Genomic DNA, 23,411 nt, shown 5'->3' on the forward strand with positions numbered 1-23,411 from the left:
ATTCAACTTTACTTATGTAAAATAAATCAACAACTTTTTATCATAATTATTAGGTATATTCACTTATGCAACAACTCTTAGACCAAATTAAAAATTGCACCCTTTGTCAGCCTTTTTTAGAGCATCGAGTTAGACCTGTAATTGAGGCAAGTACGCAAAGTAAAATAGCCATTATCGGCCAAGCTCCAGGCACTGTTGTTCATCGTACTGGAATTCCATGGAACGATAAAAGTGGTGAGCGATTAAGGTCTTGGCTTGGGGTAGACCACAATACCTTTTATAACAAAGAAATATTTGCTATTGTTCCTATGGGATTTTGTTATCCTGGAAAAGGAAAAACAGGTGATTTGCCTCCAAGAAAAGAATGTGCTCCTGCTTGGCATCCGCAAGTATTCAATCAACTAAAGCAAATAGAACTTATGATACTAATTGGAGCCTATGCTCAGAATTACTATTTAAAACAACCAGAAAAAACACTAACTGCCACAGTTAAAAACTTTCACAATTACTGGCCAAACTTTTTGGTGTTGCCTCATCCATCTCCCCGAAACAATATTTGGTTAAAAAGGAATGATTGGTTTGAGAAGCAAAATCTTCCTTTTATTCAAAAAAGAATTCAACAAATTATAAACCCTTAAAAGTATGATACAACACAAACAAACCGCTTATGCTTTGTTAAGAATTAGCATGGGTGTAAATTTTTTAGCACATGGTTTGGTAAGAATCCCCAGGCTAACAGGTTTTAAAACCTGGATGCTTTCTGAGTTTAAAAACAGTTTACTTCCTAATTGGTCTGTCTCTGTTTGGGCATCAATTCTTCCTTTTTTAGAACTTATTATTGGTCTTTTACTATTGATTGGTTATCAGACTTATAAAACTAGTATTACTGGTGCTTTTGTAATTGTGCTTTTGCTGTTTGGCTCTTGCATGATAGAAAAATGGGATTGGGCATCTACACAAATGCTGTATGCACTCTTTTATTATTTTTTGATAGCGTACAATTCTCAAAATCGATTTGCAGTAGATGTATTGACACAAAAAAACCGAGATTGATCTCGGTTTTTTTACTTTAATTTATATAGTGTTTTTAGTTTTCTTCATAAACTCCCATGTTTGCGTATTTCTCAATACGTTCATTTACCATGTTACTTACTTCTTTTTGCTTTAATTCTTCAAATGATTTTAAAATGGTTTCTCTTACCGTATTAAAAGTAGTTTCTCTATCCGCATGAGCACCACCTAAAGGTTCTGGAATTACACCATCTACCAACTTTAAAGCACTCATATCTTTAGAGGTTAATTTTAAAGCAGCAGCAGCTTTTTCTTTAAACTCCCAAGATCTCCATAAAATGGTAGAACAGTTTTCAGGAGAAATTACAGAATACCAAGAGTTTTCCATCATCAATACACGGTCTCCAACACCAATTCCTAAAGCACCTCCAGAGGCACCTTCTCCAATAATAATGGTAATAATTGGGGTTTTTAACACACACATTTCAAAAATGTTACGCGCAATTGCTTCTCCTTGTCCTCTTTCTTCTGCTTCTAAACCTGGATAAGCTCCTGGAGTATCTACAAAAGTCACCACAGGAAGTCCAAATTTTTCAGCCATACGCATTAAACGCAAAGCTTTTCTATATCCTTCTGGGTTAGCCATTCCAAAGTTTCTGTACTGTCTCATTTTGGTATTGATCCCTTTTTGTTGACCAATAAACATAAAACTTTGGTTTCCTATTTTACCCAATCCACCAACAATTGCTTTGTCGTCTTTTACGGTTCTATCCCCATGCAACTCCATAAAGGTATCTCCCGCTAAAGCTTTGATATAATCTAAGGTATAAGGTCTATTAGGATGTCTAGACAATTGAACCCTTTGCCAAGGTGTCAAGTTTTCAAAAATCTCTTTTTTTAATTTTATGATTTTATCCTCTATCTCTTTGCAAGTATTGGTAACATCTACTTCACTTTCTTGACCAATGGCAGCACATTTTTCTAACTGATCTTCTAGGTCTTTAATTGGTAATTCAAAATCTAAATATTCCATGGTTATAAATTTTGGCTGACGACAAATATACTAACTTCAATTCATTAACTCTTAGTTTTGAATTGTTTTTAATCAAAAGCATATTTAGTTAGAATTTTAGTTAGATTATTTTTAAGTATTTTTGGAACACCTAAATAAGTTGCTACAATGCTTTTTTTCAATAAAAATATTTCACCAAAAGATTTTTTTCCTGCAAATTCAGTAGACATGCACTCACACATACTTCCTGGTATTGATGATGGTGCAAAAACTATAGATGATTCTATCCTTTTAATAGAACAACTAAGCTCGTTTGGCATTACCAACTTTAGGGTTACTCCTCATGTATTGGGTGGGGTTTGGGAAAACAGTTCGGAGATTATTAAAGAAAAAGAAGCTTTATTAAGAAAAGAATTAGACGCTAGAGGAATGCAACACATAAACCTACATGCTGCTGCAGAATACTTAATGGATTCTCTGTTTAGCAAACGACTGGCAGATGATGACATTTTACCATTAAAAGATAATTATATTTTGGTAGAAATGTCTTTTTTAAATCCCCCTATTAATTTGGATGAAATTCTATTCGAAATCCAGTTAAAAGGATATCGACCTGTGTTGGCACATCCTGAACGTTATTTGTTTTACCATCAAGATTTTTCTAAATATGAAAAACTGATTCAAGCGGGTTGTTTGCTTCAGCTAAACTTATTTTCTATAGCAAATCATTACGGAAAAGATGTTGGAAAAGTAGCTCATCAACTTTTAAAAAAGAACATGTACACTTTTGTAGGAACGGACATTCATAAGGAAAGGCATTTGCCCATTATTAAACAATTGGCAACCAAAAACAATAAAAAGCTATTAACACCACTTTTTGAAAACAATAGCAATACTTTTTCTTTTTAAACAAAAAAGCAACTTGTTGAGTTGCTTTTTTTTATGAATTGAAATTCTTTAGATTGATAACTTCTTGATTGGTTAAATGTCGGTAGTGTCCTCTTGGCAAATCTTTTTTAGTTAAGCCCGCAAATACAACTCGATCCAATTTAACTACTTTGTATCCAAAATGTGCAAATATTTTACGTACAATTCTGTTTCGTCCAGAGTGAATTTCTATTCCCACTTCGTTTTTAGACTGTCCTTGCACATAAGATACATCGTCTACCCACACTTTTTTTCCTTCAATTTCAGGATTTTCTGCAATGGCCTGTAAATCTTTCAGTGTTAGCTTTTTATCCAAAGTAGCATGGTACAATTTTCGTTTGTTATGCTTTGGATGTGTTAGTTGCTTAGCCAACTCTCCATCGTTGGTAAAAAGCAACAATCCAGTAGTATCTCTATCTAATCTTCCTACAGGGTAAATACGCTCTTTACATGCTTTGCTTACAATATCCATAACCGTTTTTCTTCCACGTTCATCCTCCATGGTCGTAATATAGTTTTTGGGTTTGTTTAGCAATACATATCTTTTGGTTTCTGGGTTGATAAGCACACCGTCAAAACGAACCTCATCGGTAGGCTGTACACGGTACCCCATCTCGGTAATTACTTTTCCATTTACTGTGGCACTACCTGTTTGTATGTACATATCTGCATCTCTTCTAGAACAAATTCCAGCATTAGAAATGTATTTGTTTAAACGAACACCAGACTGACTTGTGGTTGCTCCTCCAGTACTTTTGGCCACACTTGTTTTTTTAACAGGATTAGCACTGGTTGGATATTTCTTTTTAGAAAATGGTTTGGATCCATTGGCCGAAGTCGGTTTTTGTTTCGCTCCGCTTTGTGGTCGTCTTCCCGACGATTTTTGATTTCTAGGCATATCTTAAATTTTGAACCACAAAACTACGAAACAAAAAACAATAATAGATTAGATTTTTACACCTTTTAACAGTTTGATTAACAAGACAGAAGTATCTATCAAACTTAGGCTAAAAACCCCTACAACCAACACAATTCTAATAAAGTTATGCAAGGTAAAATAGTCTTTGTTCTTAGTTGCTTTGCTTAATAAATAGCAAAAGACAGGAATCCATACAAAACCTGCATAAAAGTAATAACGCATCCATCCTACTTCGGGGAGTTGTAACAGGTAGTATGTAGGAAAACCTAACATGATTAAAAAAAGATACATGCTATTTTTCACTTTGTTTTCTCCGTATTTTAGAACCAATGTTTTTCTATTCATCACAATCGCTCCCTTATCTCTTTCAAAATCCTTTATCAATTCTTTAAGCAGCAAAACTAGGTACAGATACAAACCGTGTGTTAAAATTAACATCGATAAGTTTTCGTAAAACACAAAGACAACAAAAAAAGGAAACATGTCTAATATTGACACAAAAAATATACGGATGTCTGGGTTTTTTTGAAGCTTATGAGAATAAAGCCAAATTAAAAAAATATAGCTAGAAAAAAACAATGCTGCTTTCCAAGAAATCAACACACCTAAGAAAAAAGCAATAAAATTAAAGGCAAAGTAAACTTGTAGTTTGGTTTTTTGGCTAATCCAATTTCCCATTTGTGTTTTGATGGGCTTGTTTACCACATCCATTTTAGCATCGTAAAAATCATTGATGATATAACCTGCGGAAACCACACAAATTGTTGCCAACACCACAAAATGCAAATGCCAGTTTACAAGGGTTTCGTACAAACTTTCTCCAACATCAAACACAAAAATGGCAGATAAATATTGGGCAATGGTTAACAAAATAATATTGTTTCCTCGAACAACCGAAAAAAGCCCTACAAATTTGTGTTTATTAATTGCTGCCATCCTCTGATTTAGAATCTATACACCAATTCTAAATCGTGGCCAACTAAAGATTTTTTTGCTTTTTCAAAATCGGGGGCAAATCCTAAAATATAGCCTCCGCCTCCAGAACCACAAAGTTTTAAATAGTAATCGTTAGACTCTATTCCTTTTTTCCACAACGCGTGAAACTGTGCAGGAATCATTGGCTTGAAATGATCTAACACTACTTTGGATAATTTTTTTACATTCCCAAATAAAGATTTGGCATCTCCTTTTAAGAAATTTTCAATACATGCATCGGTATGGGTTACAAACTCATCGCTTAACATTTTACGGAAACCTTCATTTTTCATTTTCTCCATAAAAATATTTACCATGGGTTGTGTTTCACCTATCATTTTTGAATCTAACAAAAACACTGCTCCTTTTCCATTTTGCTGGTAAGGAATCCCTACCGACTCTATATCGTCTTTGGATTGTATCAAAATTGGTAAACTTAAGTAACTATTAAGAGGATCCAAACCAGAGCTCGTACCGTGAAAATACGATTCCATCAAACCAAAAATAGCTTTAAGCTTTAAGAGTTTTTCTTTGGTTAGGTTTTCTAATACCGTAATTTTATCCTGAGCGTATTTTTCGTAGATAGCGGCTACAATTGCTCCTGAACTTCCTACTCCATACCCTTGTGGTATGCTAGATTCAAAATACATTCCGCTCTGAATATCTTGCTGTAATTGCTGTAAATCAAACTGAACCAAGTCGGTTTTTAAATCACGCAAATATTCGTAGTACTTTTGTAAGTATTGATTGGACTGCCATGCTTCCCCTTCTAAGACCGCTGCTTGTTTAAAAGCTCCTTTGTAAAAATTATAAGGAATCGCCAAACCTTTGGAGTCTTTGATAATACCGTACTCTCCAAATAATAAAATCTTTGCGTAAAATAATGGTCCTTTCATAACCGTCTAATTATAGGGCAAATATAACCATTCTCATGATTATTTTTCTATTTTTTTTGCTCCCATTCCCACCTGATCATGGATAAACTCACCATTTTTACAATAAACTGCCAATTCATTGGTAATAAATTGCTGTACGCTTTCTTTTTCATGTTCCGGATACAACACATGTACATTGGCACCCGCATCCAAGGTAAAACAAACTTTACTTCCTGTCCCATTTCTAAACTCCCATATTTTGTTTATCACCTCCAAAGTATTGGGTTTCATCAAAATAAAGTAAGGTTGACTGGTCATCATCATGGCATGTAAGGTAAGTGCCTCACTTTCTACAAGCTGAATAAAATCATCAATAGCTCCTTGAGCAAAAATTTGTTTGATATTGGTAATGTTTTCTTGAGCCTGAGCAAAACGTTGTGGTGCAAAAGGATGTCCGTGCATTAATCCATGTCCTACGGTACTACTTACTTGTTTTTCTCCTTTATCGATGAGCAAAATCGTATCTTGGTAATTTTTAAAAACTGAATCTACAACATCGGTAAATTCTACTCCATACAAATCTGAACTTTCTTGTATTTCAGGGTGATTTCCCCAAACCACCAATTCACCTTTTACACTTCTACAAGCACTTCCTGAACCTAAACGAGCCAAAAATGAAGCTTTTTGATAGAAATAAGTCTCCGTTAAGGTTGGATTTAACTCTTTTTCCAAACTCATTAAACACAAAGCAATGGCACTCATACCACTAGCAGAAGAAGCAATTCCACTACTGTGTGGAAAAGAATTGGAAGATTCAATTACAAACTCGTAGTCTTTTAAGAAGGGTAAATACGTTGCTACTCTTTTGAAAAAAGTTTGAATTTTAGGTTTAAACGCTTCCTTTTTTTCTCCTTCAAAAATAACTTCAAAAACAAAATCGTCACTAGGAGTTTGTTTTTTTTCAAAACTCAAACTTGTAGTCGTATGGCAGTTGGAAAGCGTAAAACTGATAGAAGTATTTTCTGGCAACTGAGGTTCTCTTTTTCCCCAATATTTTACCAAAGCAATATTGCTTGGGGTTTGCCATGTTACTTTTCCTTTTTCTGTTGATGCTGTTAAACCATTCGGAATAAATTGCTGCTCCATACTGCCTATTAATTTTAATGCAAATATACTTCTCTATTGATGGATAAAAAATTTTATTCCGTCCATTCCTTTTTATCTTTGCCCTATGAGAAAAATAAAACTGATTTGGGATTTTAAAGGTCCTACAGGCTTAGGAACTGCCAAACACCACTGCATTCACTTAAAAGAATTTGCTGAAGCGGAACAACTAATCTATCACGAAATAGACCATACCGAAGTAAACCAAATGTGGGCTACCGCTTTTATTGTTGTTGATGAAGCCGATATGAAAATTTATAGAGATGCTTTAAGACCTCATAGAGGGGAAATTGCTAATGGTTGATGATTATGAAAAATCGTGAGTCTAAATTCCATAATCTTATCTAGAAATAGACGGATAAAAAAATACCAACTCCTAAAAAAGTTGGTATTTCCATTATATACTCGCGTTTGGAAACGTATTTTATCATAAAGACTCTCTGCAAAGCTAAGCACCAGAGTATCTGATACTAAAAGGCTAAAAAAAACGCTATGTTATGTCTTACTTCGTCTTTTTTGACTTAGAAGAAGACAAAAACCAACTAGGTCTTATTCCCACCAACTCTAAAGTAAGCCTACAAGCTTCATAAAAATTATATTCCTTTTCTTTTGAGGGATTTGAAAGCCCATAAGAAACAAAAACCCTACTATCACCATATTTTATTGATACCAGTCTACCGTGACCTAACATAAAAAAATGCCTTTTTATAGAATCGCTTTGAATTTCAAATAAATTTGTACAAACCTTAGAGAATTGTTTTTTAGAAACCCCAATGATAGTATCTGTTGTATAACTCTTATTCGGAAAATTATGGAAACATTTAACATTGGCTAAAACTGTATCTTTTTTAGGCATATAGTTTAGAATAATATCGACTTTATTGTATGAGTATAAACGAGAATTACTCATTTTAAAATGTACATCTTTAACTGTACCTTGTGAGGATTTTATCTCAACACCATTAATCTTAAATGACTGAGAATGGGCTGTTTGTTTAAAAACAAAAACCAACACTAGTATAATCTTAATTATTTTCATATAGTATCTTTATTTATAATTCATTCATTTCATCTTCTGCATCCGCCTGTTCCAATTCTTCCAACTCTTCTAACTCCTCTTGTTCACATATTGCTTCATATGTCCGTTACCCTATAACTATTTCATAATCAACCAACAACCCCTTTACCTGCTCTAAAGAAAACTTAGCTCCCTTTATTTTATTTCTTTCCGGTGCTATTTGGTAATTAATTGCAGTTCTAAAATCTGCTTTTTCTAAAAAAGTATTTTCAAAAATAGTTTTTGATAAATCACAATCAGCAAAGTTTGCCTTTTCTAAGTCTGCTTCTGTAAAATCTAAGTTCATTAGACTAGAACCTTTAAAACTAGCTCCCTTTAATCTTACTTGGTAAAAAGAAGAATGATCTAACTGACAGTTTTCAAAATTGACCGAAAATCCAAAATCATTACATTCTTCAAAAGACAAACCTAATAGTTTGCAGTTTTTAAAAGTAATGTTCTGAAAAGAGGTGTCTTTTATAGTAATGTTAGATAGATTACAATCCACAAACTCACAATCTACAAAAATAATTTTATACAATCGATCCTGAGTAAAATCTACATTTATAAACGTACACTGTTCGTACTCTCCTTGTTCAAACTCACCCTTAACGTAGGTTTTGCTTTTTATGGTTATTTCATCAAAATATGCATCCATAGTTTTAAGAATACGCTATCGTTTCAGAAATTACCCAACCACCCGTCCATGCATTCTGAAAATTGAAACCTCCTGTAACTGCATCTATATTTAAGATTTCACCTGCAAAAAACAAATTTGGGTGTAGTTTACTTTCAAAACGTTTAAAGTTCACCTCTTTCAATTTAACACCTCCCGCAGTTACAAACTCATCTTTAAAAGTACTTTTTCCTTGTGCATGAAACACTGTATTCGTGAGTTTTTCTGCTAGCGCTTCAAGTTTTTTATTGGAAATATCTGCCCACTTAGTTTGTCCATTTATAGCACAAACCTCTAAAAATCGATGCCACAAACGTTTGCTGATAGTTTCAAAAGGGCTATACTTTTCTATAATAGATTTTGCTTGTTTCTTTTTCATCTGAAACAATACATCTAAAGCATGTTGCCCGTTACAATTCAACCAATTTACTTTTACTTGGTATTGATAGTCTTTTTCTGCTAACAAAATAGCTCCAAAAGCCGACAACTTTAAAACTGCTGGCCCACTAGTTCCCCAATGTGTAATTAACAAAGGACCTGTACTTGTTAACTTGGTATCTTTTATAGAAACCTCAACATTCTGAACGGAAACCCCTGGTAAATCTTGCAACAAAGGATCTTTGATGTTGAAGGTAAACAACGACGGAACTGGTTCCACAACATTGTGTTCTAAACTCGCTAACAACTTCCACATTTGTTTGCTACTTCCTGCCGTAATCACCAATTTATTACACTCAAATTCTGATTCTTTCGTACTTACTTTCCAAACATCTTCTATTTTATCAATAGCAGTCACTCCAGTATTTTTTAATACCTCAATCCCCAACTGATGGGTTGCATTTAGAAAGCAATCTATAATAGACTGAGAAGAATTGGACTGAGGAAAAATTCTATTGTCTGCTTCAATTTTTAAAGGCACTCCATGATTTTCGAACCATTCCATAGTATCTCCTGTCATAAACTGATGGAAAGGCCCTAACAGCTCTCTTTTCCCTCTTGGGTAAAATTCGGTAAGTTCTTTAGGTTCAAAACAAGCGTGAGTAACGTTGCAACGTCCACCTCCTGAAATCTTAACTTTTTGGAGTACTTCTTTCCCTTTTTCTAAAATAGCCACAGAAAGAGACTCGTTTTTCTCTTTGATGTTAATCGCTGTAAAAAATCCAGCTGCACCACCTCCTACTATTATTACATCGTATTGCTTCATCTACTCTGATACTAATTCTTGATACGCTTCTAATAAAGTAGGAAAAACTTTAACTGCACCGTTTGCTTTTAGTTCTTCTTCTGAATACTGAGTTAACAAACCAATAGCCACCATCCCTGTAGCAGCAGCAGCTTTAATCCCTGTTAAACTATCTTCAAAAATTAGCGTTTCTTGAAAATCCTCTTCTTTTATTCCCAATCTCTCAGCTAAAGTCCAATAAGGAACAGGACTAGGTTTAGGCTCATCAAACTGATCTACTCCCATACAAACAGGAAAAGGAAGACCAGCGTGTTTTAAGGAGTTTTCTACAAAAGCCGTATAAGCATTACTAGCAATACCAAAAGGAATATTGTTGGTTTCTAAAAAAGATTTTATTTCTTTTACTCCTGGCAATAAATCTGGAGGTAAGGCAGATGTTATCACATGCTTTTGCTTTAATGCGTTTAGGGCTTTGGCTTTAGAAGGATCTCCGCCATACTCTGCAAAGTATTGTGCAATTAAGTACGGAGCTTTTCCTGCGTGAGTTGCTTCTGGAAACGGACAAATTTCTTTAGAAAACAATTCACGAAAAGCAGAAGACCAAGCTCCATAATGACTTTTAAAACTATCGACTATTACACCATCAAAATCGAACAAGACGGCTTTTGGAAAAGGTATTTTTTTCATTTTGTTATTTATACTTAAAAAAACAGCCTAAAAGAGTGTTCTTTTAGACTGTCTATTTTATTTTACAAACAATCGTTTTAGGTATTCATTTAAAAACTTTCCTTTGGGATCGAGTTGTTTTCTTATAGCTTCAAACTCATTCCACTTAGGATACATTTTGGACAACTCTTTGTTTTTTGCTTTAAATCTTTTGGCCCAATGAGGTTTTCCATCGTATTTCAAAAACACCTCTTCTATCAAATCAAATGCTTCGTAAGCATCGGCTGCTTCGGCATTTCTACACACACATCCCATAGTTACTACATCAGCATTGTATGCGTTGCTTAGCCAAACACCGTCCTTTTTTAAAAAACGTACATCCATAGGAATATGTGCATATGCATTGTTAGCTTTATCATCTAACTTTTCTTTTAACTCAGCAAATAAAGTTTTAAACTTAGTATAATCAACAGTCCATTCTGCCAACTCCATAGTTCCCGCTCTAGATTTTGTTACGGTAGCATCGTACAAAGAACCTAAGTGCTCTTTTTTGGGTGTAAAAAACAGATGGTACAAAATTTTGTTGGCTCTAACAGTAAATCGTGGTTTTTTACTGGCTTTTTTATAAAGCATTTGAGACGTTTTTCTTCTATGTTTAAGATAACTTGGATACGCTTTTTCTTCTAGTTTAAAATCGTTTGCTACTTTCATTCCTAAAATAACATACCCATGATTGGTATGTGGAAGCCACAACACTCTAACAAAATCGTAGGTAGCTAAATACAAATCTAAGTTATTAACCCAATCTTTATCTTTCATGGGTTCTTCTTTTAGATGTAATTTGTAATCCGATTCACACTTAAAAGTAACTTCTGAAATAACCCCCAACATTCCTAACGAAAGTCGAACAGCTTCTATTTCATCATCTTCTTCGGTATATTCGTGCACCGTTCCATCTGCATGAATCATTCTAAATTTAGACACGTATTTAGCAAGAATATATCCGTTGGTACCATGGGTTCCTGTGGCAAGGGCTCCTCCTACGGTAACTTTATCTATGTCTGGCAAACAGGGAATACACCATCCGCTTGCTCTTACTACATTTAGTAGCTTTTCTAGTGTAGCTCCTGACTGAATGGTTACCTCTTTGGTTTGCATGTTTATTCTTACAATTTTATCATAAGTTGTAATATCAATCAAAGCACGAGTACCTGCACAGATGTCTGAAGATGAAAATCTATTTCCAAAAACTCGAACAGAATCGTGTTTAGAAACAGCTTTTATCAACTCTTGTTCTTTGGTAACTTTAACAATAGTTTCGTATGGATGCTGAACGTTTTTGTTCCAACTCACCCATTTTTTTTGTTTTTTTGGGGCTGTAATTTTTTTCAAAACAGAGTTTTAAATCAATTTATTTTTCCAGAATATCTGCAATATTAGGCTTAAAATAATTCGGTCCTTTTAGCACTTTACCATCTTCTCTGTAAATAGGTTCTCCATCTTCTCCTAACTTGCTCATATTGCTACGTTGTATTTCATTAAATACTTCTTCTATTTTGTCTTGCATACCATGTTCTATAATGGTTCCGCACAAAATATAAAGCATATCTCCCAAAGCATCTGCAACCTCTACCAAATCTCCTTTTTTTGCAGCCTCTAAATATTCTTTGTTTTCTTCGTCCATTAAATTGTATCGCAAGTCTATTTTATCGTTTCCTATTGCAGCAATGGGTTCTTTTTTATATCCCAACTTGTATGCAGTGTGAAATTCTTGAACAGCTTTGATTTTGTTTTTCATTTGTTTCGTAATTTTGAAAAAAATATTCTTTATGTTTTCAACAGGACAAATCTACTTTGCCATATTTTTTGTTGTTGCCTTTACTGCTGCTATGATTTGGAGCTATCGTAAAGATTTAAAACTTCATAAAATCCATTATAAAAATGCAGCTATTAAGGTATTTATAGCAGGTATTGCGGTAACCGTTGCGTTTATATTGATTCGAATTTCTCTGCACTAAATTACATTTTTTCTATTTGATTTAAAGCATGATGATTTACAATCGTAAACCCATCATCATCAAATCGATATGACTCACCAAACTTGTAATTAATTTTCAACTGACTAAAATCGTACGAATGTAGTTGGTATAACTGCTGATTAAAAGCTTGCTCGTGGTATTTAAAAAGCAAGTAAATTTCAACCTCTAGATTTTTTAATTCTTGATTGGTGTATTTTTTTAGTGGACTTTTGTCATCAAATTTATGAACTAATGTCCACATGGTAGGCAAATACATTACTTTATTTCTTTGCAATTGTAAATCGTAAAACTGTCGTGTAAATTGACCTTCCGATTCTTTTTCAGTGATGGTAATTACAGCATTTAATTCTGGTTCTATCATCAAATTGGTTCTTTTGTTCATTACCCTAAACATTAAGGCTCTACTTTCTTCAAAATCTCTAACAACCAAGTGCTTTGAAAATCTAATTTTTGCCTTAGGCTTAGAAAAACGTCCGTACAACAATCCTGTAATAAACGAAAAAGACATTAAGCCCACCAAAGCCTCTAGAGAAGAAACATACCCTGCCCAAATTCCATTAGGTGCTATTGCTCCATAGCCCACTGTGGTAATGGTTTGAGCACTAAAGAAAAAGAGGTACGAAAAATCTTCCCATAAATTGCCCGTAGAAGACATAAAGTCCTGAACACCAATAGTCATATAAACAGCTGCAAATAGTATGTTGATTAGCAGATATCCCACCAAAACATAAAGCAAAAACAACCACCAAGAGACTCCTATTAAATAAGTATATAAATCGTCTAAACTTTTAGGTTTATTGATGTGCTTTACGTTAGACTCTCCATTAACAATCATTCTTTGTGCCCCTTTGTTAGATTTGTACCCAACTCCTGGATCTTTTAACTTGGTTGCCATACGTTGTTAATTTGCAGTTAAAAAAAACAGCCTTGAGATTACAAGGCTGTTGCTAATTTAATGTTTCCAATTGTATTTGTAATTACAATTTTGATGAGTACTATTCAGTTTTACATAAGTATCTTTTATTCTAGATTTGTACCACTTATCTAGCGTTTCTTGTTCCTTTTTTTTAAGTGCCAGTTCTTGTATTTTTACATAATCTTTTACCAAATCTGCTTCATGTGCATCTGTTCTTTTGGTTACCTTAATTACCTTGTACATTTTTTCTCCTTCTCTACTTTCTTCATAAAAAACTTGGGTCAAATCTCCTTCTTTTAACTTATCTACTTTAGAGAATAACTTTGCATCCATCTTGTTCAGTTCAAACTTTGCATCGTTTGTGTAAGGATTTACTAACTTTCCTTGATTTAACCTAGTGGCTTTATCATCTGAAAATTCGGAAACTGCTTTTTCAAAAGTTATTTCACCTGCTAAGATTTGAGCCCTGATAGACTCTAACTTTTCTTTTGCTGCATTTAGTTTTGCTTCCTCAATTTTAGGTTGCAATAAAATATGTCTCACATCTCTTTGTTGTCCTTTAACTTTTTCGACTTGCAAAATATGATATCCAAATTGGGATTTAAAAGGTTCCGAAACCTCACCTTCTTCTAAGCTAAATGCTGCTTCTTTAAATTCTTTTACAAACGGGCTTTCTCTTGTAATTGTATATTTCCCTCCGTTTTGTGCAACTCCTGGATCTTCCGAGTACAAAATGGCTTTTAATCGCATGCTGTATCCATTTTCCACATCGGACTTTATTTGATTTAATTTTTCCAACACTTCGTCTATAGCTTGTTGTGTAGGGTTGGCATTTAGAGTAATTTGTGAGAGTTCTACCTCTATTCCAAAGCTTGGTAAATCTCCTTTTTCTTTTAAGTCGTTGTAAAAATACCTAACCTCTTCAGGAGTTACCACTACTTCTTGCGTTACGCTATTGCGTTCTCTTTGTATAAGTGTATTTTCTCTTTCTATACGTGTTAATTCAGTTCTTAAATCTTCCAAATCATCAAAACCGTAAAGAGACACTACTTTATCCATGCTACCTACTTGCGATTTAAAGTGTTCTAAAGTTCGCTGTACACCTGCTTCAACTTCAGCATCAGACACCAAAACACTATCAATTACGGCTTGATGTGCCAATAATTTTTGAGTCATAATATCCTCCATGATCTCGCAATCATCAAAGCTCGCTTTTCCTTCAGAACTATTCTCTATTTCTTGCTTATACTTTACAATATCCGAGTCTAGAATAATCTTATCTCCAACCACGGCAGCAACTCCATCAATCTTAATTTTTTCTTGGGCAAACATTCCGTTTAAACCCAACAAAAGCACCCCAACTACGTGGCATTTTTTAATAAACTTCATACTTCTTTTGTTTTACTGCATCCTCAATCAAAATTTGTTCCATTTGATTAAAGAACTTTAACTTGTTTTTATGTAATACTATGTTTTTTATGGTTGGTTTTACATACTCTAGCGGAGCTATCTCACCATCTTTTAATATCTTGTTCAAATATATGTAATAGATGCTTTTATCTGCCAAACTTACTTCTATGAATCTATCTTCTTTTGTTAATTGATATTCTGTTAACAACGGAAACTCTGGCCTTTCATCATACACACTTTTTAACGACACCCAAGTTGAATCGTTTAAATAATAATCTTCTAACACATCGTATTCGTTTAGTAGTTCATTTTTATCTAAGGGATCTTGGGACAAAAACAACTTTTTTAACGCATATTTTTTTCGAGTATCTGGCTCTAAATGTATGTATTTAAACTGAATTAAAGTCTCGTTTAACCTAAAGTTGGCTTTATTTCTTACATAAAAAGTATCTATTTCTTGTTGCACAACCATGGTATCTAATTTTTGATTGACCAAAGCATTTTTGTAATAAGATACATACAAATCTTGCTTGTAATCTGCTACCATTTGATCTAGTTCTTCTGTATTATCTAAATTGATCAATGCATTTTGGTAAAGCAATTTTTGTTTTGCCCAAGCTTCTATGTATTGTTGTGTTACTTTTAAACTATCTACAATAGAGTTGGTTATAGGAATGTGCTTTTTTAACTCTTCTTTAGTCAGTGTATAATTGTACACCTTTGCCACTATATTATTGGTCGCTTTGTCATTATTGTTTTTGCATCCAACTAGCAAAAACAAAAACATCCCTATAATTAGAATACTCCTCATTACTCTGCTGTTTTTCTTAGCTTTTTAATAGCTCTTTTGTTGTATATTATGTGGCTATTTTTTTTTAACTCTTGCAACCATTCTTTTTCTATCATTTCCTGATAGTCACTTTCTACATAACCTTTCACTTCATCAAAACTAGCCCCTTTTTGTGCATATTTTTGTGGATGTGATAAATAATAAGCTTTTACTTTTTCGGTTTCATTTTTAGGTACGTCCCAAACATGATTCTTCATCAATTCAAAAATAACCAAGCCTTTTTTGTAAGTATCTATGGTTTTCCTAAAAGCTGCACTTTCGTCTTCTAAATGCTCTATTACAAACTCTTTTAACTTTGCATTTTTAAAATTTTCTACATCAGACAATAGATTTTTTAGCCTTTTATATTTTATGTGATTTAAATAATCTTCTTGCAAATAATTTTGATGATCGATGCTTAGAAAAACCTGTTGCAAACTGTCTTTAGGATAGGTTAATACATATTTACTTTTAAAAACCTCTTGTGCTTTTGGATAAAACTTTACGTTGTGTTTGCGTTCTATTTTTGCAAAAGCAGCCTCTTTGGCAAGAGCACCTCTGTCTCCTGATAGTACTTTTTCTCTAAACTCTTTTTTAACTTTTTGATAGACTGGAATTTCTTCTTTTCCTAGATATTTAACAATGTGCCATCCGTAAGGTGTGGTAAAGGGTTTGGAAACAGCCTGATTATTAGACAGAGAAAAAGCAACTTCTTCAAAAGAAACAGGCAGCTCTCCTTTAGCAAAAGGTTTTAGAGCACCTCCTTGATGCTTACTCCTTCTATCATCAGAATATGTTTTGGCTAATTGTTCAAAAGCAATTCCGTTGTTTAGTTTTTGATAAACACTGTCTATTCTTTTTTGTTTTTCGATTCCTAAACCAGAAATCATAATGTGTGCCACTTTTACTTTCCCTTCCGATTTTCTTTTGTTAACAACCTTTATTAAATGATATCCATAACTGGTTTTTACAGGTTCCGAAACAGAATTAACAGCCGTAGTATAGGCAGCAGTTTCAAAAGGATACACCATTCTAAACACAGAAAAGTATCCTAAATCTCCTTTATTTTTCACAACACTTTTATCATCAGAATGTTCTAAAGCCAGTGTTTCAAAATCAGCTCCATTTGTCAACTGTTTTTTTAGTTCTTGTACTTTTTGCCAAGCTTTTAGCGTGTCTGTTGCCTTAGTTGCAATTAGAATATGACTTGCCTTTACCTGCCACAAACTTCGATCATATGCCTCTTTGGTTAAACTATCCAGTACTTTTTCATCTATTAAATAAGGAGTAGCAAGATCTGTTTTGTATGTTTTTAATTCTTTCTGAATACTCTCTAAAGTATCCAAACCTTCTAAACGAGCTTGCTTTAACTTTAGTTTGTAATTTACCATTAAGTCTAGATTTTCATCAAAACTAGTCTGAACAAGCGTGGCTTTATCTTGCTGAAACAATTCTTGAAACTCTGACACGTAAGTAGGTTCTGCATCTAAAGTAAACAACACTTGTGGTTGTTTAGGTTTTAAAAGAGAGCATGCTGTTAACAAACACAAACAAACAAAAAAAACAACAAACTTTTTCATATGACTTTTATACTAATTATAATGATATCAATCCCTCAATATTTTCTACAGCGTGGTAATTCTGAATAACCTCATCGGCATTTTTGACATTTATTTTGATAGAAACGCTTACGTACTTTCCGTTTCTTGAAGCTTTTTTTGACAAGGTTATCTTTTTTCCCTGAAAGGCTTCTTCCACCTCTTTCTCTTGATTTTTAGTCGTTGGCACAATAAACTTATACAAATAATCACTTGGAAAACGTGTATTTTCCTCTAGTTTTACTTTTAAATCTTTATAGAATGTTTCTTTTTTACTCATGGTTAACCTTTCATATTCAATATCAAGCTACAAAACTATAATTATTTATTATTTTTACTTCTTTAGTACTCAATTTTATTTTGCAATATGCCATTAAAAATAGTTCTTACTGGTGCCCCAGGAACAGGAAAATCTACCGTAATTAATTTACTTTTAAAAGATGGTTTTTTTTGCATGGAAGAAATCTCTAGAGAAATTATAAAGGAAGCCGAGGAATTAGGAAAAAAGAATTACTTTTTATCCGAACCTATAGTATTTAGTCAAGCTATTTTAGACAAAAGAATTGCACAATATCAAAAAAGTCAGCACAACAATGTAGATTTTTGTTTTTTTGACCGAGGAATTCCGGATGTTACTGCTTATTTAAATCATATTAACTGTGAGTTTCCTGAGCATTTTACCCAAGCATTAGAAACGCACATTTACGATTTGGTTTTTGTGTTTCCACCTTGGAGAGCAATATACACCAACGACAACGAGCGTTTTGAAACCTATGAAGAATCTATCTTGATTGACCAATCCATTGTGGATGAATATAAAAAAAAGCACCCAAAAGTTATTTATGTTCCTTTTGGAACCCCTAAAGAACGTGCTTCTTTTATCTTAAAAGAATGTTATGCACATAAGCTCTAAGATGCTTAAAGAAACGCTAGAAAAATTTTGGAAGCATAGTTCTTTTAGACCTCTGCAGGAAGAAATTATTCACTCCATTTGCCATGAGCAAGATACTTTAGCTATTTTGCCCACTGGTGGTGGTAAATCTATCTGCTACCAGTTGCCTGCTTTGGTTCTAGAAGGCACATGTGTGGTTATATCTCCATTGATAGCATTAATCAACGATCAAATTCAAAACTTAAAAAATAGAGAAATCGAAGCGGTTAGCATTCCAAGCAAATCGTCTACAGACAGTATTGTTTCATTGTTTGATAAGGTTCGAATTAAAAACATCAAGCTTTTATACATGTCTCCCGAAAGGTTTACCCAACCTTTGGTACAAGAAAAGCTAAAGCAGTTAAAAATTTCTTTTTTTGCGGTAGATGAAGCGCATTGTATTTCTCAGTGGGGTCACGATTTTAGACCCAGCTATTTAGAGCTACATCGTATTAAAAAAAACTTTGCTAAAACACCTATACTTGCCGTAACTGCTACAGCTACAGCCAGCACACAACAGCAAATAATCGATTTGTTGCACCTACAAAAACCGCAACAATTTATCGGTTCTTTTTCTAGAAAAAATTTAGCTTTTCAGTTGTACAAAACTCCTCAAAAGTTTGATTTACTCTGCAAAATTTTATCAAAGAAAAAATGGCCTACCATTATTTATTTACAAAATAGGCTAGCAGTTACAGAACTCTCTAACCGTTTAACTTCCATCGGTTTTCATAGTACTTGTTTTCATGCAGGTCTGCCTAACTCCGAAAAAGAAAAGAATTTTAAGGCATGGTTAACCGAAGAACAACACATTATGGTTGCCACCAGTGCTTTTGGGATGGGAATAGACAAAAGTAATGTACGACTTGTGATTCACCTAGAAATTCCGCCCAACCTAGAAAGCTATATTCAGGAAGCAGGAAGAGCAGGAAGAGATGGCGAAAAATCGTTTTCCTGTGTTATTTTAACGGAAAACGACTATCCAAAGTTTAGTGAACGAATTCTGCACAATCAGCTAACTGCCAATTTTATAAGCGATGTTTATTCTAAATTAAATCAGTATTACCAAATAGCTTACGGGGAGTTGACCGAAGAAGTGTTTGATTTTGATCTGGAACAATTTTGCAACAAATACCAACTTCCGCCAGCAAATACACTCAAGGTATTACAAAAGCTAGACACTTACCAAATTATTGATTTTACCAACACTAGCAAAAGTAGTACCTATGCTCGAGTAATATGTAGTAGCAAACAATTGCTTTATTTTTGTGAAACGCATCAAAAATACCAAGATCTTGTAGAATGTATTTTAAGGAATTATACGGGTATCTTTGAAATAACAAAAAAATTAAACATTGCAAGAATTTCATCAAAAACAGGACTTTCGGCGAACAAAATAGAGCAAAGATTGCAATATCTTCAAGAAATTGACTTGTTAGAATATCAAAAAAAAGAAAACAACCAAACCCTTACATTTCTTGTACCTAGAGAAGATAAATTTACGCTAAATAAAGTTTTAAGAGATTTAAAAACACTAAACCAAATAGCACATCAAAAGTCTGAAAAAACCTTTCAGTATTTTAAAAACCGTAATGTTTGCCGATCTAACATGCTTTTAAATTACTTTGATCAACAAGCACAAAAAAACTGTGGCATTTGCGATATTTGCCTTGAAAACAAAAAAGATCTTTTTACAGAAGAAAGAATTCAATTTGTAATAAATCTGTTAAAAAACAAACCACATACATTTAACGAACTAATGATTGCCTTAAAAAGCAATGATATGGCCACTAAAAAAATATTAGACTACCTGATAAATGAAGCGATCATTAGTCAAAACTTTCAATATTATCAATACAAAACATGAGTAAGTTAAAAATTGTTTTTATGGGAACTCCAGATTTTGCTGTAACCATATTAGACCGTATTATAAGAGAAAACTATCAAGTTGTTGGTGTTATTACTGCCCCAGATAAGCAAGCTGGTAGAGGAAGAAAAATACATCAATCTGCCGTTAAACAATACGCTATTGCAAAAGGCTTAACTATTTTGCAGCCTACCAATCTAAAAGCTCCAGAATTCCAGTCAGAATTAGAAGCACTTGCTCCAGATTTACAAGTGGTTGTTGCTTTTAGAATGTTGCCAAAATCTGTATGGAACCTACCAAAACAAGGAACGTTTAATCTACATGCATCATTGCTACCCGATTATCGCGGTGCTGCCCCTATCAACTGGGCTATTATGAATGGAGAAACTGAAACAGGAACCACTACTTTTTTCTTAGACGATAAGATTGATACTGGAGAAATTATTTTACAAAACAAAACTTATATAGCAAAAGATGAAACCGTAGGGCAATTACATGACAAGTTAATGTTTTTAGGTGCAGATTTGGTGATTGACACCTTAAAATTAATAGAAAAAGGTGATGTAACCACAACCCAACAAGCTATTGAAAGCAAAAAGCTAGCCTATAAAATTCACACAGAAACCTGTAAAATTGACTGGAGTTGGACAAGTGAAAAAATATACAATCATATACGAGGCCTAAATCCTTATCCGGCAGCATGGACTACACTTGTAAGTCCTGATTCGGAGATAAATGTAAAAATTTACGACTGTAATATAGAAAACGAAACACACTCTTTACCCCCCGGAGCGTTGTTGATTGATAAAAAAAGTATTAAAGTAGCTACGCAGGACAGTTTTATAAACATAAAAAGCCTAAAGATTGCAGGAAAAAAGCTAATGAACACTGCAAGTTTACTAAACGGGTTCAACATCCCAGACCAGTCTTTTATGAAATAATCATCAAAAATCAAGAAACCAAAGCTATTTTTATTAACATAATTTAAAAGTTATTAACAATGTAGTGTTTTTAAGGGCTAATCGCTTGTATACCCTATTATTCCTTATATATTTGTTTCTAGATAAACTTATTATAATTTAACAACATAGTAGTCATGAACAAATCAGATTTAATCGATGCAATTGCTGCTGATGCAGGAATTTCTAAAACTGCTGCGAAAGCTGCATTAGAATCAGTAACAAACAACGTAACTTCTACATTAAAAGATGGAGGTAAAGTTTCTCTAATAGGATGGGGTACTTGGTCTGTTTCTAAAAGACCAGCAAGAGAAGGAAGAAACCCACAAACTGGAGCTACCATCCAAATTGCTGAAAAAAACATCGTAAAATTTAAGCCAGGAGCTAGTTTATCAGATGCTGTAAACTAATTTCTAGAAGCTTTTAAGAACATAAAACTCTTTACAAATTGTAAAGAGTTTTTTTTATTCATTTTTTTTAGTAGCTTTATTGGAAACCCTTATACTATGGCTTGTCTAAAACCATCCAAAGGAAGACTATTAATAGCAGAACCCTCTATTTTAGGTGATGTATCTTTTAACAGATCCATTGTGCTTCTTACTGAGCACAATAGCAACAGCTCTATTGGTTTTATTATTAACAAGCCTCTAGACTACAGCTTGCAAGATTTGATTCCTGAAATTAATTGTGATTTTAAAGTATATCAAGGAGGCCCTGTTGAACAAGACAACCTTTATTTTATTCATAAAATACCAGAACTCCTTCCCAATAGCATAGAGGTTACAAAAGGAATTTATTGGGGAGGTGATTTTGACAAGCTAATAGAGCTACTAAACAATGGCCAAGTACAAAGTCAAGACATTCGTTTTTTTCTTGGATATTCTGGATGGAGTAAGGGACAACTTTACCAAGAATGGAAAACAGATTCTTGGCTTGTAACGGAAAACAACCATCAAAACATCTTTAACACTCATGACAAAGATTTGTGGAAAAACCACCTTTTGGAGTTTGGAAGCAAATATCAGTTTTGGATCAATGCTCCTAAAAACCCTAGCCTAAACTAAGTAAGTCTTCACGGATTTTAAGACCAAAGTTGGTAGAAAATTGTTTTTTCCTGTAGTTGGTAACAGGTTGCAATCCTACTATTACATTGGTCATAAAAACCTCATCTGCTTTTTGTATTGCAAAAGGAGAAATAGACTCTTCCACCAGTTGAATTTCTTTATTTTTAGACAACAGGTCTATTGTATTTTTTCTCATCACTCCTTTTACACATCCATCAGCAAGAGGAGGAGTTGTTACGGTAGTTCCTTTTATTAAAAAGATATTTCCATTCGTAAATTCAACCACATTTTTATTAGCATTTAGCAATACACAATTTTCCAAATCGTTTTCTTGGGCATAAATTCCAGAAAGTACATTTACCAACTTATTGTTACTTTTTATAGTAGCCAACAAATTAGGATGAATGGTAAAATCTTTATACAAATCTATCCTGTACATCTGTTTAGGGGTTATATCTACTTTTTTTACATCTATTATATAAGAAATTTTATTGGTAGTTGGGGCGTACAAACCTTCAGAGTCTCGGTAGACTGTAAAACGAACTCTGTTTTCATCTCCTTTATTAGCATTGATGGTTTTTAAAATTTCTGATTCAAAAAACTCTAACGTAAAATGCATGGGGATTTCCATACGCAACATACGCATAGAAGCCATTAATCTAAAATAATGGTCTTCGCAAAATAGCACAGCCTCGTTATTTACCTTTAGTGTCTCGAATAAGGCATCACCATATTTAAAACCTCTGTTATTATAATCAATTCTGTTGAAATCTTCCGCTATTATGTTTCCGTTAAAGTTTATCATATTCATCAAAAATTTGAGCAAATTTAACACAAAAAAAGCTTTGATTCTCATCAAAGCTCTTTTCATATTTATAGAGTTAGTTTGGTTAGTTTACGCTCCTATCAAATGCTTAAGTTCAGCAATTTGGTTTTCCCATAACATTTTGGCCTCATCCATTTCATCTTCTTCTGCAAAATCTGTAATAATTAATGAAACATCTTTGGTTAAGGCATCTACCTGAATTTTAAATTCAAAATATGCTTCTTCACCTTCGTCGTCTGCCCACTGAAATTTTGCTCTATCATCTACCTTAGAACTAATCAGCTTTGCTTCTTCTTCGCTTCCATCCCAAATAAAGGTAAACAACTCTCCTCTAGAGTTTACATTGTCTGCAAACCACTCTCCCAATCCCGAAGGGGTTGCAAAATATTGATATAACATTGCCGGAGAGGCATGTATAGGGAATTCTAATTGATATTTTTCTTTTGTCATGGTATTCGTCTTCATTTTAGGTGCTCGGAAAAGTAAGTATTTTTTTTTACTTAGAAA

General features: G+C 33.5%; 28 protein-coding genes. 10 read left to right on the top strand and 18 right to left on the bottom strand.

Annotation, left to right across the window (positions count from 1 at the left end):
* The first annotated feature begins 65 nt into the window (after positions 1 to 65).
* Both FS85_RS0101440 and FS85_RS0101445 read left to right on the top strand, forming a co-directional pair.
* The gene (locus FS85_RS0101440; RefSeq protein ID WP_010134184.1) at positions 66 to 638 is read left to right on the top strand and encodes a uracil-DNA glycosylase family protein; all 573 of its coding nucleotides are present in this window, start codon (positions 66 to 68) and stop codon (positions 636 to 638) included.
* Positions 639 to 642: 4 nt separating this feature from the next.
* Positions 643 to 1,053: a DoxX family membrane protein gene (locus FS85_RS0101445; RefSeq protein ID WP_010134185.1), complete on the top strand. Its 411-nt coding sequence runs from the start codon at positions 643 to 645 to the stop codon at positions 1,051 to 1,053.
* Between the two features lie 34 nt (positions 1,054 to 1,087).
* Here FS85_RS0101445 and FS85_RS0101450 read toward each other — a convergent pair whose 3' ends face one another.
* Positions 1,088 to 2,044: an acetyl-CoA carboxylase carboxyltransferase subunit alpha gene (locus tag FS85_RS0101450; RefSeq protein ID WP_010134186.1), complete on the bottom strand. Its 957-nt coding sequence runs from the start codon at positions 2,042 to 2,044 to the stop codon at positions 1,088 to 1,090.
* A 207-nt stretch (positions 2,045 to 2,251) separates the two neighbouring features.
* Between FS85_RS0101450 and FS85_RS14915 the strand changes: the two genes are divergently transcribed.
* Complete coding sequence (locus FS85_RS14915; RefSeq protein WP_010134187.1) at positions 2,252 to 2,932, top strand: tyrosine-protein phosphatase; 681 nt, start codon at positions 2,252 to 2,254, stop codon at positions 2,930 to 2,932.
* Positions 2,933 to 2,963: 31 nt separating this feature from the next.
* On the opposite strand, the gene FS85_RS0101460 is transcribed toward FS85_RS14915, so the two are convergent.
* Genes FS85_RS0101460 through FS85_RS0101475 form a run of 4 tightly spaced genes read right to left on the bottom strand, consistent with a single transcriptional unit; the run spans position 2,964 to position 6,865 of the window.
* On the bottom strand, positions 2,964 to 3,848 hold the full coding sequence (locus tag FS85_RS0101460) for a pseudouridine synthase (protein WP_010134188.1): 885 nt from the start codon (positions 3,846 to 3,848) through the stop codon (positions 2,964 to 2,966).
* 48 nt (positions 3,849 to 3,896) lie between these two features.
* A complete protein-coding gene (locus FS85_RS0101465) occupies positions 3,897 to 4,805 on the bottom strand; it encodes a UbiA family prenyltransferase (RefSeq protein ID WP_010134189.1) in 909 nt (302 codons plus the stop codon).
* An 8-nt stretch (positions 4,806 to 4,813) separates the two neighbouring features.
* On the bottom strand, positions 4,814 to 5,740 hold the full coding sequence (locus FS85_RS0101470; RefSeq protein WP_010134191.1) for a GHMP family kinase ATP-binding protein: 927 nt from the start codon (positions 5,738 to 5,740) through the stop codon (positions 4,814 to 4,816).
* 39 nt (positions 5,741 to 5,779) lie between these two features.
* Positions 5,780 to 6,865 carry a diphosphomevalonate/mevalonate 3,5-bisphosphate decarboxylase family protein gene (locus FS85_RS0101475; RefSeq protein WP_010134194.1) on the bottom strand — a complete coding sequence of 362 codons (1,086 nt, stop codon included), beginning with the start codon at positions 6,863 to 6,865 and terminating at the stop codon, positions 5,780 to 5,782.
* Positions 6,866 to 6,950: 85 nt separating this feature from the next.
* Here FS85_RS0101475 and FS85_RS0101480 point away from each other — a divergent pair, with 85 nt between their 5' ends.
* Positions 6,951 to 7,187 carry a hypothetical protein gene (locus FS85_RS0101480; protein ID WP_010134196.1) on the top strand — a complete coding sequence of 79 codons (237 nt, stop codon included), beginning with the start codon at positions 6,951 to 6,953 and terminating at the stop codon, positions 7,185 to 7,187.
* Positions 7,188 to 7,385: 198 nt separating this feature from the next.
* Here the strand turns inward: FS85_RS0101480 and FS85_RS0101485 are convergent, their stop codons facing one another.
* From FS85_RS0101485 to FS85_RS0101510, 6 genes are all read right to left on the bottom strand, one after another.
* A complete protein-coding gene (locus tag FS85_RS0101485; RefSeq protein WP_010134197.1) occupies positions 7,386 to 7,922 on the bottom strand; it encodes a hypothetical protein in 537 nt (178 codons plus the stop codon).
* Between the two features lie 106 nt (positions 7,923 to 8,028).
* The gene (locus FS85_RS0101490; protein ID WP_010134198.1) at positions 8,029 to 8,598 is read right to left on the bottom strand and encodes a pentapeptide repeat-containing protein; all 570 of its coding nucleotides are present in this window, start codon (positions 8,596 to 8,598) and stop codon (positions 8,029 to 8,031) included.
* 4 nt (positions 8,599 to 8,602) lie between these two features.
* Positions 8,603 to 9,820, bottom strand: coding sequence for a BaiN/RdsA family NAD(P)/FAD-dependent oxidoreductase (locus FS85_RS0101495; RefSeq protein ID WP_010134199.1), 1,218 nt, complete (start codon positions 9,818 to 9,820; stop codon positions 8,603 to 8,605).
* Positions 9,821 to 10,486: an HAD family hydrolase gene (locus FS85_RS0101500; protein WP_010134200.1), complete on the bottom strand. Its 666-nt coding sequence runs from the start codon at positions 10,484 to 10,486 to the stop codon at positions 9,821 to 9,823.
* 57 nt (positions 10,487 to 10,543) lie between these two features.
* The gene (locus tag FS85_RS0101505) at positions 10,544 to 11,857 is read right to left on the bottom strand and encodes a D-arabinono-1,4-lactone oxidase (RefSeq protein WP_010134201.1); all 1,314 of its coding nucleotides are present in this window, start codon (positions 11,855 to 11,857) and stop codon (positions 10,544 to 10,546) included.
* Between the two features lie 19 nt (positions 11,858 to 11,876).
* The gene (locus FS85_RS0101510) at positions 11,877 to 12,263 is read right to left on the bottom strand and encodes a pyrophosphohydrolase domain-containing protein (protein ID WP_010134202.1); all 387 of its coding nucleotides are present in this window, start codon (positions 12,261 to 12,263) and stop codon (positions 11,877 to 11,879) included.
* 31 nt (positions 12,264 to 12,294) lie between these two features.
* Between FS85_RS0101510 and FS85_RS0101515 the strand changes: the two genes are divergently transcribed.
* Complete coding sequence (locus FS85_RS0101515; protein ID WP_010134203.1) at positions 12,295 to 12,483, top strand: hypothetical protein; 189 nt, start codon at positions 12,295 to 12,297, stop codon at positions 12,481 to 12,483.
* Between the two features lies 1 nt (position 12,484).
* Here FS85_RS0101515 and FS85_RS0101520 read toward each other — a convergent pair whose 3' ends face one another.
* The 5 genes from FS85_RS0101520 to FS85_RS0101540 are packed head-to-tail and all read right to left on the bottom strand — an operon-like array spanning position 12,485 to position 17,537.
* Positions 12,485 to 13,399: an ion channel gene (locus tag FS85_RS0101520; RefSeq protein ID WP_010134204.1), complete on the bottom strand. Its 915-nt coding sequence runs from the start codon at positions 13,397 to 13,399 to the stop codon at positions 12,485 to 12,487.
* Positions 13,400 to 13,456: 57 nt separating this feature from the next.
* Complete coding sequence (locus FS85_RS0101525; protein ID WP_010134205.1) at positions 13,457 to 14,809, bottom strand: peptidylprolyl isomerase; 1,353 nt, start codon at positions 14,807 to 14,809, stop codon at positions 13,457 to 13,459.
* The gene (locus FS85_RS0101530; RefSeq protein ID WP_010134206.1) at positions 14,796 to 15,641 is read right to left on the bottom strand and encodes a hypothetical protein; all 846 of its coding nucleotides are present in this window, start codon (positions 15,639 to 15,641) and stop codon (positions 14,796 to 14,798) included. Before FS85_RS0101530 ends, FS85_RS0101525 begins: the two co-directional genes overlap by 14 nt.
* On the bottom strand, positions 15,641 to 17,239 hold the full coding sequence (locus tag FS85_RS0101535) for a peptidylprolyl isomerase (protein ID WP_010134208.1): 1,599 nt from the start codon (positions 17,237 to 17,239) through the stop codon (positions 15,641 to 15,643). The genes FS85_RS0101530 and FS85_RS0101535 overlap by 1 nt, the downstream gene beginning before the upstream one ends.
* A gap of 16 nt (positions 17,240 to 17,255) precedes the next feature.
* Positions 17,256 to 17,537, bottom strand: coding sequence for a DUF493 family protein (locus tag FS85_RS0101540; RefSeq protein WP_010134209.1), 282 nt, complete (start codon positions 17,535 to 17,537; stop codon positions 17,256 to 17,258).
* A gap of 87 nt (positions 17,538 to 17,624) precedes the next feature.
* On the opposite strand from FS85_RS0101540, the gene FS85_RS0101545 reads away from it, so the two are divergent.
* The 5 genes from FS85_RS0101545 (at position 17,625) to FS85_RS0101565 (ending at position 22,078) form a co-directional block, all read left to right on the top strand.
* Positions 17,625 to 18,170, top strand: coding sequence for an AAA family ATPase (locus FS85_RS0101545; protein ID WP_010134210.1), 546 nt, complete (start codon positions 17,625 to 17,627; stop codon positions 18,168 to 18,170).
* A complete protein-coding gene (locus tag FS85_RS0101550; RefSeq protein ID WP_010134211.1) occupies positions 18,154 to 20,055 on the top strand; it encodes a RecQ family ATP-dependent DNA helicase in 1,902 nt (633 codons plus the stop codon). The genes FS85_RS0101545 and FS85_RS0101550 overlap by 17 nt, the downstream gene beginning before the upstream one ends.
* Positions 20,052 to 20,996 (top strand): methionyl-tRNA formyltransferase, encoded by a 945-nt coding sequence (fmt, locus tag FS85_RS0101555; protein WP_010134212.1) that lies wholly within the window; start codon positions 20,052 to 20,054, stop codon positions 20,994 to 20,996. The genes FS85_RS0101550 and fmt overlap by 4 nt, the downstream gene beginning before the upstream one ends.
* Positions 20,997 to 21,151: 155 nt before the next feature.
* Entirely contained in the window at positions 21,152 to 21,424 is a 273-nt protein-coding gene (locus FS85_RS0101560) for an HU family DNA-binding protein (RefSeq protein WP_010134213.1), read from the top strand.
* 96 nt (positions 21,425 to 21,520) lie between these two features.
* Entirely contained in the window at positions 21,521 to 22,078 is a 558-nt protein-coding gene (locus FS85_RS0101565; protein WP_010134214.1) for a YqgE/AlgH family protein, read from the top strand.
* On the opposite strand, the gene FS85_RS0101570 is transcribed toward FS85_RS0101565, so the two are convergent.
* Together FS85_RS0101570 and FS85_RS0101575 are read right to left on the bottom strand one after the other, a co-directional pair.
* Positions 22,065 to 22,883, bottom strand: coding sequence for an aminotransferase class IV (locus FS85_RS0101570; protein ID WP_029489185.1), 819 nt, complete (start codon positions 22,881 to 22,883; stop codon positions 22,065 to 22,067). The two genes, FS85_RS0101565 and FS85_RS0101570, sit on opposite strands and share 14 nt — an antisense overlap.
* Positions 22,884 to 22,973: 90 nt before the next feature.
* Complete coding sequence (locus tag FS85_RS0101575; RefSeq protein WP_010134216.1) at positions 22,974 to 23,354, bottom strand: START-like domain-containing protein; 381 nt, start codon at positions 23,352 to 23,354, stop codon at positions 22,974 to 22,976.
* Between the last annotated feature and the right edge of the window lie 57 nt (positions 23,355 to 23,411).

Source organism: Ochrovirga pacifica, assembly GCF_000220525.1.
GTDB lineage: Bacteria > Bacteroidota > Bacteroidia > Flavobacteriales > Flavobacteriaceae > Ochrovirga > Ochrovirga pacifica.

What these genes read in the sequence shown, in the direction of transcription:
- FS85_RS0101465 (WP_010134189.1), bottom strand. Translation starts at nt 4,805, where the DNA reads ATGGCAGCAATTAATAAACACAAATTTGTAGGGCTTTTTTCGGTTGTT.
- FS85_RS0101575 (WP_010134216.1), bottom strand. Translation starts at nt 23,354, where the DNA reads ATGACAAAAGAAAAATATCAATTAGAATTCCCTATACATGCCTCTCCG.
- FS85_RS0101500 (WP_010134200.1), bottom strand. Translation starts at nt 10,486, where the DNA reads ATGAAAAAAATACCTTTTCCAAAAGCCGTCTTGTTCGATTTTGATGGT.
- FS85_RS0101475 (WP_010134194.1), bottom strand. Translation starts at nt 6,865, where the DNA reads ATGGAGCAGCAATTTATTCCGAATGGTTTAACAGCATCAACAGAAAAA.
- FS85_RS0101490 (WP_010134198.1), bottom strand. Translation starts at nt 8,598, where the DNA reads ATGGATGCATATTTTGATGAAATAACCATAAAAAGCAAAACCTACGTT.
- FS85_RS0101525 (WP_010134205.1), bottom strand. Translation starts at nt 14,809, where the DNA reads ATGAAGTTTATTAAAAAATGCCACGTAGTTGGGGTGCTTTTGTTGGGT.
- FS85_RS0101535 (WP_010134208.1), bottom strand. Translation starts at nt 17,239, where the DNA reads ATGAAAAAGTTTGTTGTTTTTTTTGTTTGTTTGTGTTTGTTAACAGCA.
- FS85_RS0101560 (WP_010134213.1), top strand. Translation starts at nt 21,152, where the DNA reads ATGAACAAATCAGATTTAATCGATGCAATTGCTGCTGATGCAGGAATT.
- FS85_RS0101495 (WP_010134199.1), bottom strand. Translation starts at nt 9,820, where the DNA reads ATGAAGCAATACGATGTAATAATAGTAGGAGGTGGTGCAGCTGGATTT.
- FS85_RS0101530 (WP_010134206.1), bottom strand. Translation starts at nt 15,641, where the DNA reads ATGAGGAGTATTCTAATTATAGGGATGTTTTTGTTTTTGCTAGTTGGA.
- FS85_RS0101515 (WP_010134203.1), top strand. Translation starts at nt 12,295, where the DNA reads ATGTTTTCAACAGGACAAATCTACTTTGCCATATTTTTTGTTGTTGCC.
- FS85_RS0101510 (WP_010134202.1), bottom strand. Translation starts at nt 12,263, where the DNA reads ATGAAAAACAAAATCAAAGCTGTTCAAGAATTTCACACTGCATACAAG.
- FS85_RS14915 (WP_010134187.1), top strand. Translation starts at nt 2,252, where the DNA reads ATGCACTCACACATACTTCCTGGTATTGATGATGGTGCAAAAACTATA.
- FS85_RS0101570 (WP_029489185.1), bottom strand. Translation starts at nt 22,883, where the DNA reads ATGATAAACTTTAACGGAAACATAATAGCGGAAGATTTCAACAGAATT.
- FS85_RS0101460 (WP_010134188.1), bottom strand. Translation starts at nt 3,848, where the DNA reads ATGCCTAGAAATCAAAAATCGTCGGGAAGACGACCACAAAGCGGAGCG.
- fmt (WP_010134212.1), top strand. Translation starts at nt 20,052, where the DNA reads ATGAGTAAGTTAAAAATTGTTTTTATGGGAACTCCAGATTTTGCTGTA.
- FS85_RS0101470 (WP_010134191.1), bottom strand. Translation starts at nt 5,740, where the DNA reads ATGAAAGGACCATTATTTTACGCAAAGATTTTATTATTTGGAGAGTAC.
- FS85_RS0101565 (WP_010134214.1), top strand. Translation starts at nt 21,521, where the DNA reads ATGGCTTGTCTAAAACCATCCAAAGGAAGACTATTAATAGCAGAACCC.
- FS85_RS0101550 (WP_010134211.1), top strand. Translation starts at nt 18,154, where the DNA reads ATGCACATAAGCTCTAAGATGCTTAAAGAAACGCTAGAAAAATTTTGG.
- FS85_RS0101445 (WP_010134185.1), top strand. Translation starts at nt 643, where the DNA reads ATGATACAACACAAACAAACCGCTTATGCTTTGTTAAGAATTAGCATG.
- FS85_RS0101480 (WP_010134196.1), top strand. Translation starts at nt 6,951, where the DNA reads ATGAGAAAAATAAAACTGATTTGGGATTTTAAAGGTCCTACAGGCTTA.
- FS85_RS0101440 (WP_010134184.1), top strand. Translation starts at nt 66, where the DNA reads ATGCAACAACTCTTAGACCAAATTAAAAATTGCACCCTTTGTCAGCCT.
- FS85_RS0101545 (WP_010134210.1), top strand. Translation starts at nt 17,625, where the DNA reads ATGCCATTAAAAATAGTTCTTACTGGTGCCCCAGGAACAGGAAAATCT.
- FS85_RS0101485 (WP_010134197.1), bottom strand. Translation starts at nt 7,922, where the DNA reads ATGAAAATAATTAAGATTATACTAGTGTTGGTTTTTGTTTTTAAACAA.
- FS85_RS0101520 (WP_010134204.1), bottom strand. Translation starts at nt 13,399, where the DNA reads ATGGCAACCAAGTTAAAAGATCCAGGAGTTGGGTACAAATCTAACAAA.
- FS85_RS0101540 (WP_010134209.1), bottom strand. Translation starts at nt 17,537, where the DNA reads ATGAGTAAAAAAGAAACATTCTATAAAGATTTAAAAGTAAAACTAGAG.
- FS85_RS0101450 (WP_010134186.1), bottom strand. Translation starts at nt 2,044, where the DNA reads ATGGAATATTTAGATTTTGAATTACCAATTAAAGACCTAGAAGATCAG.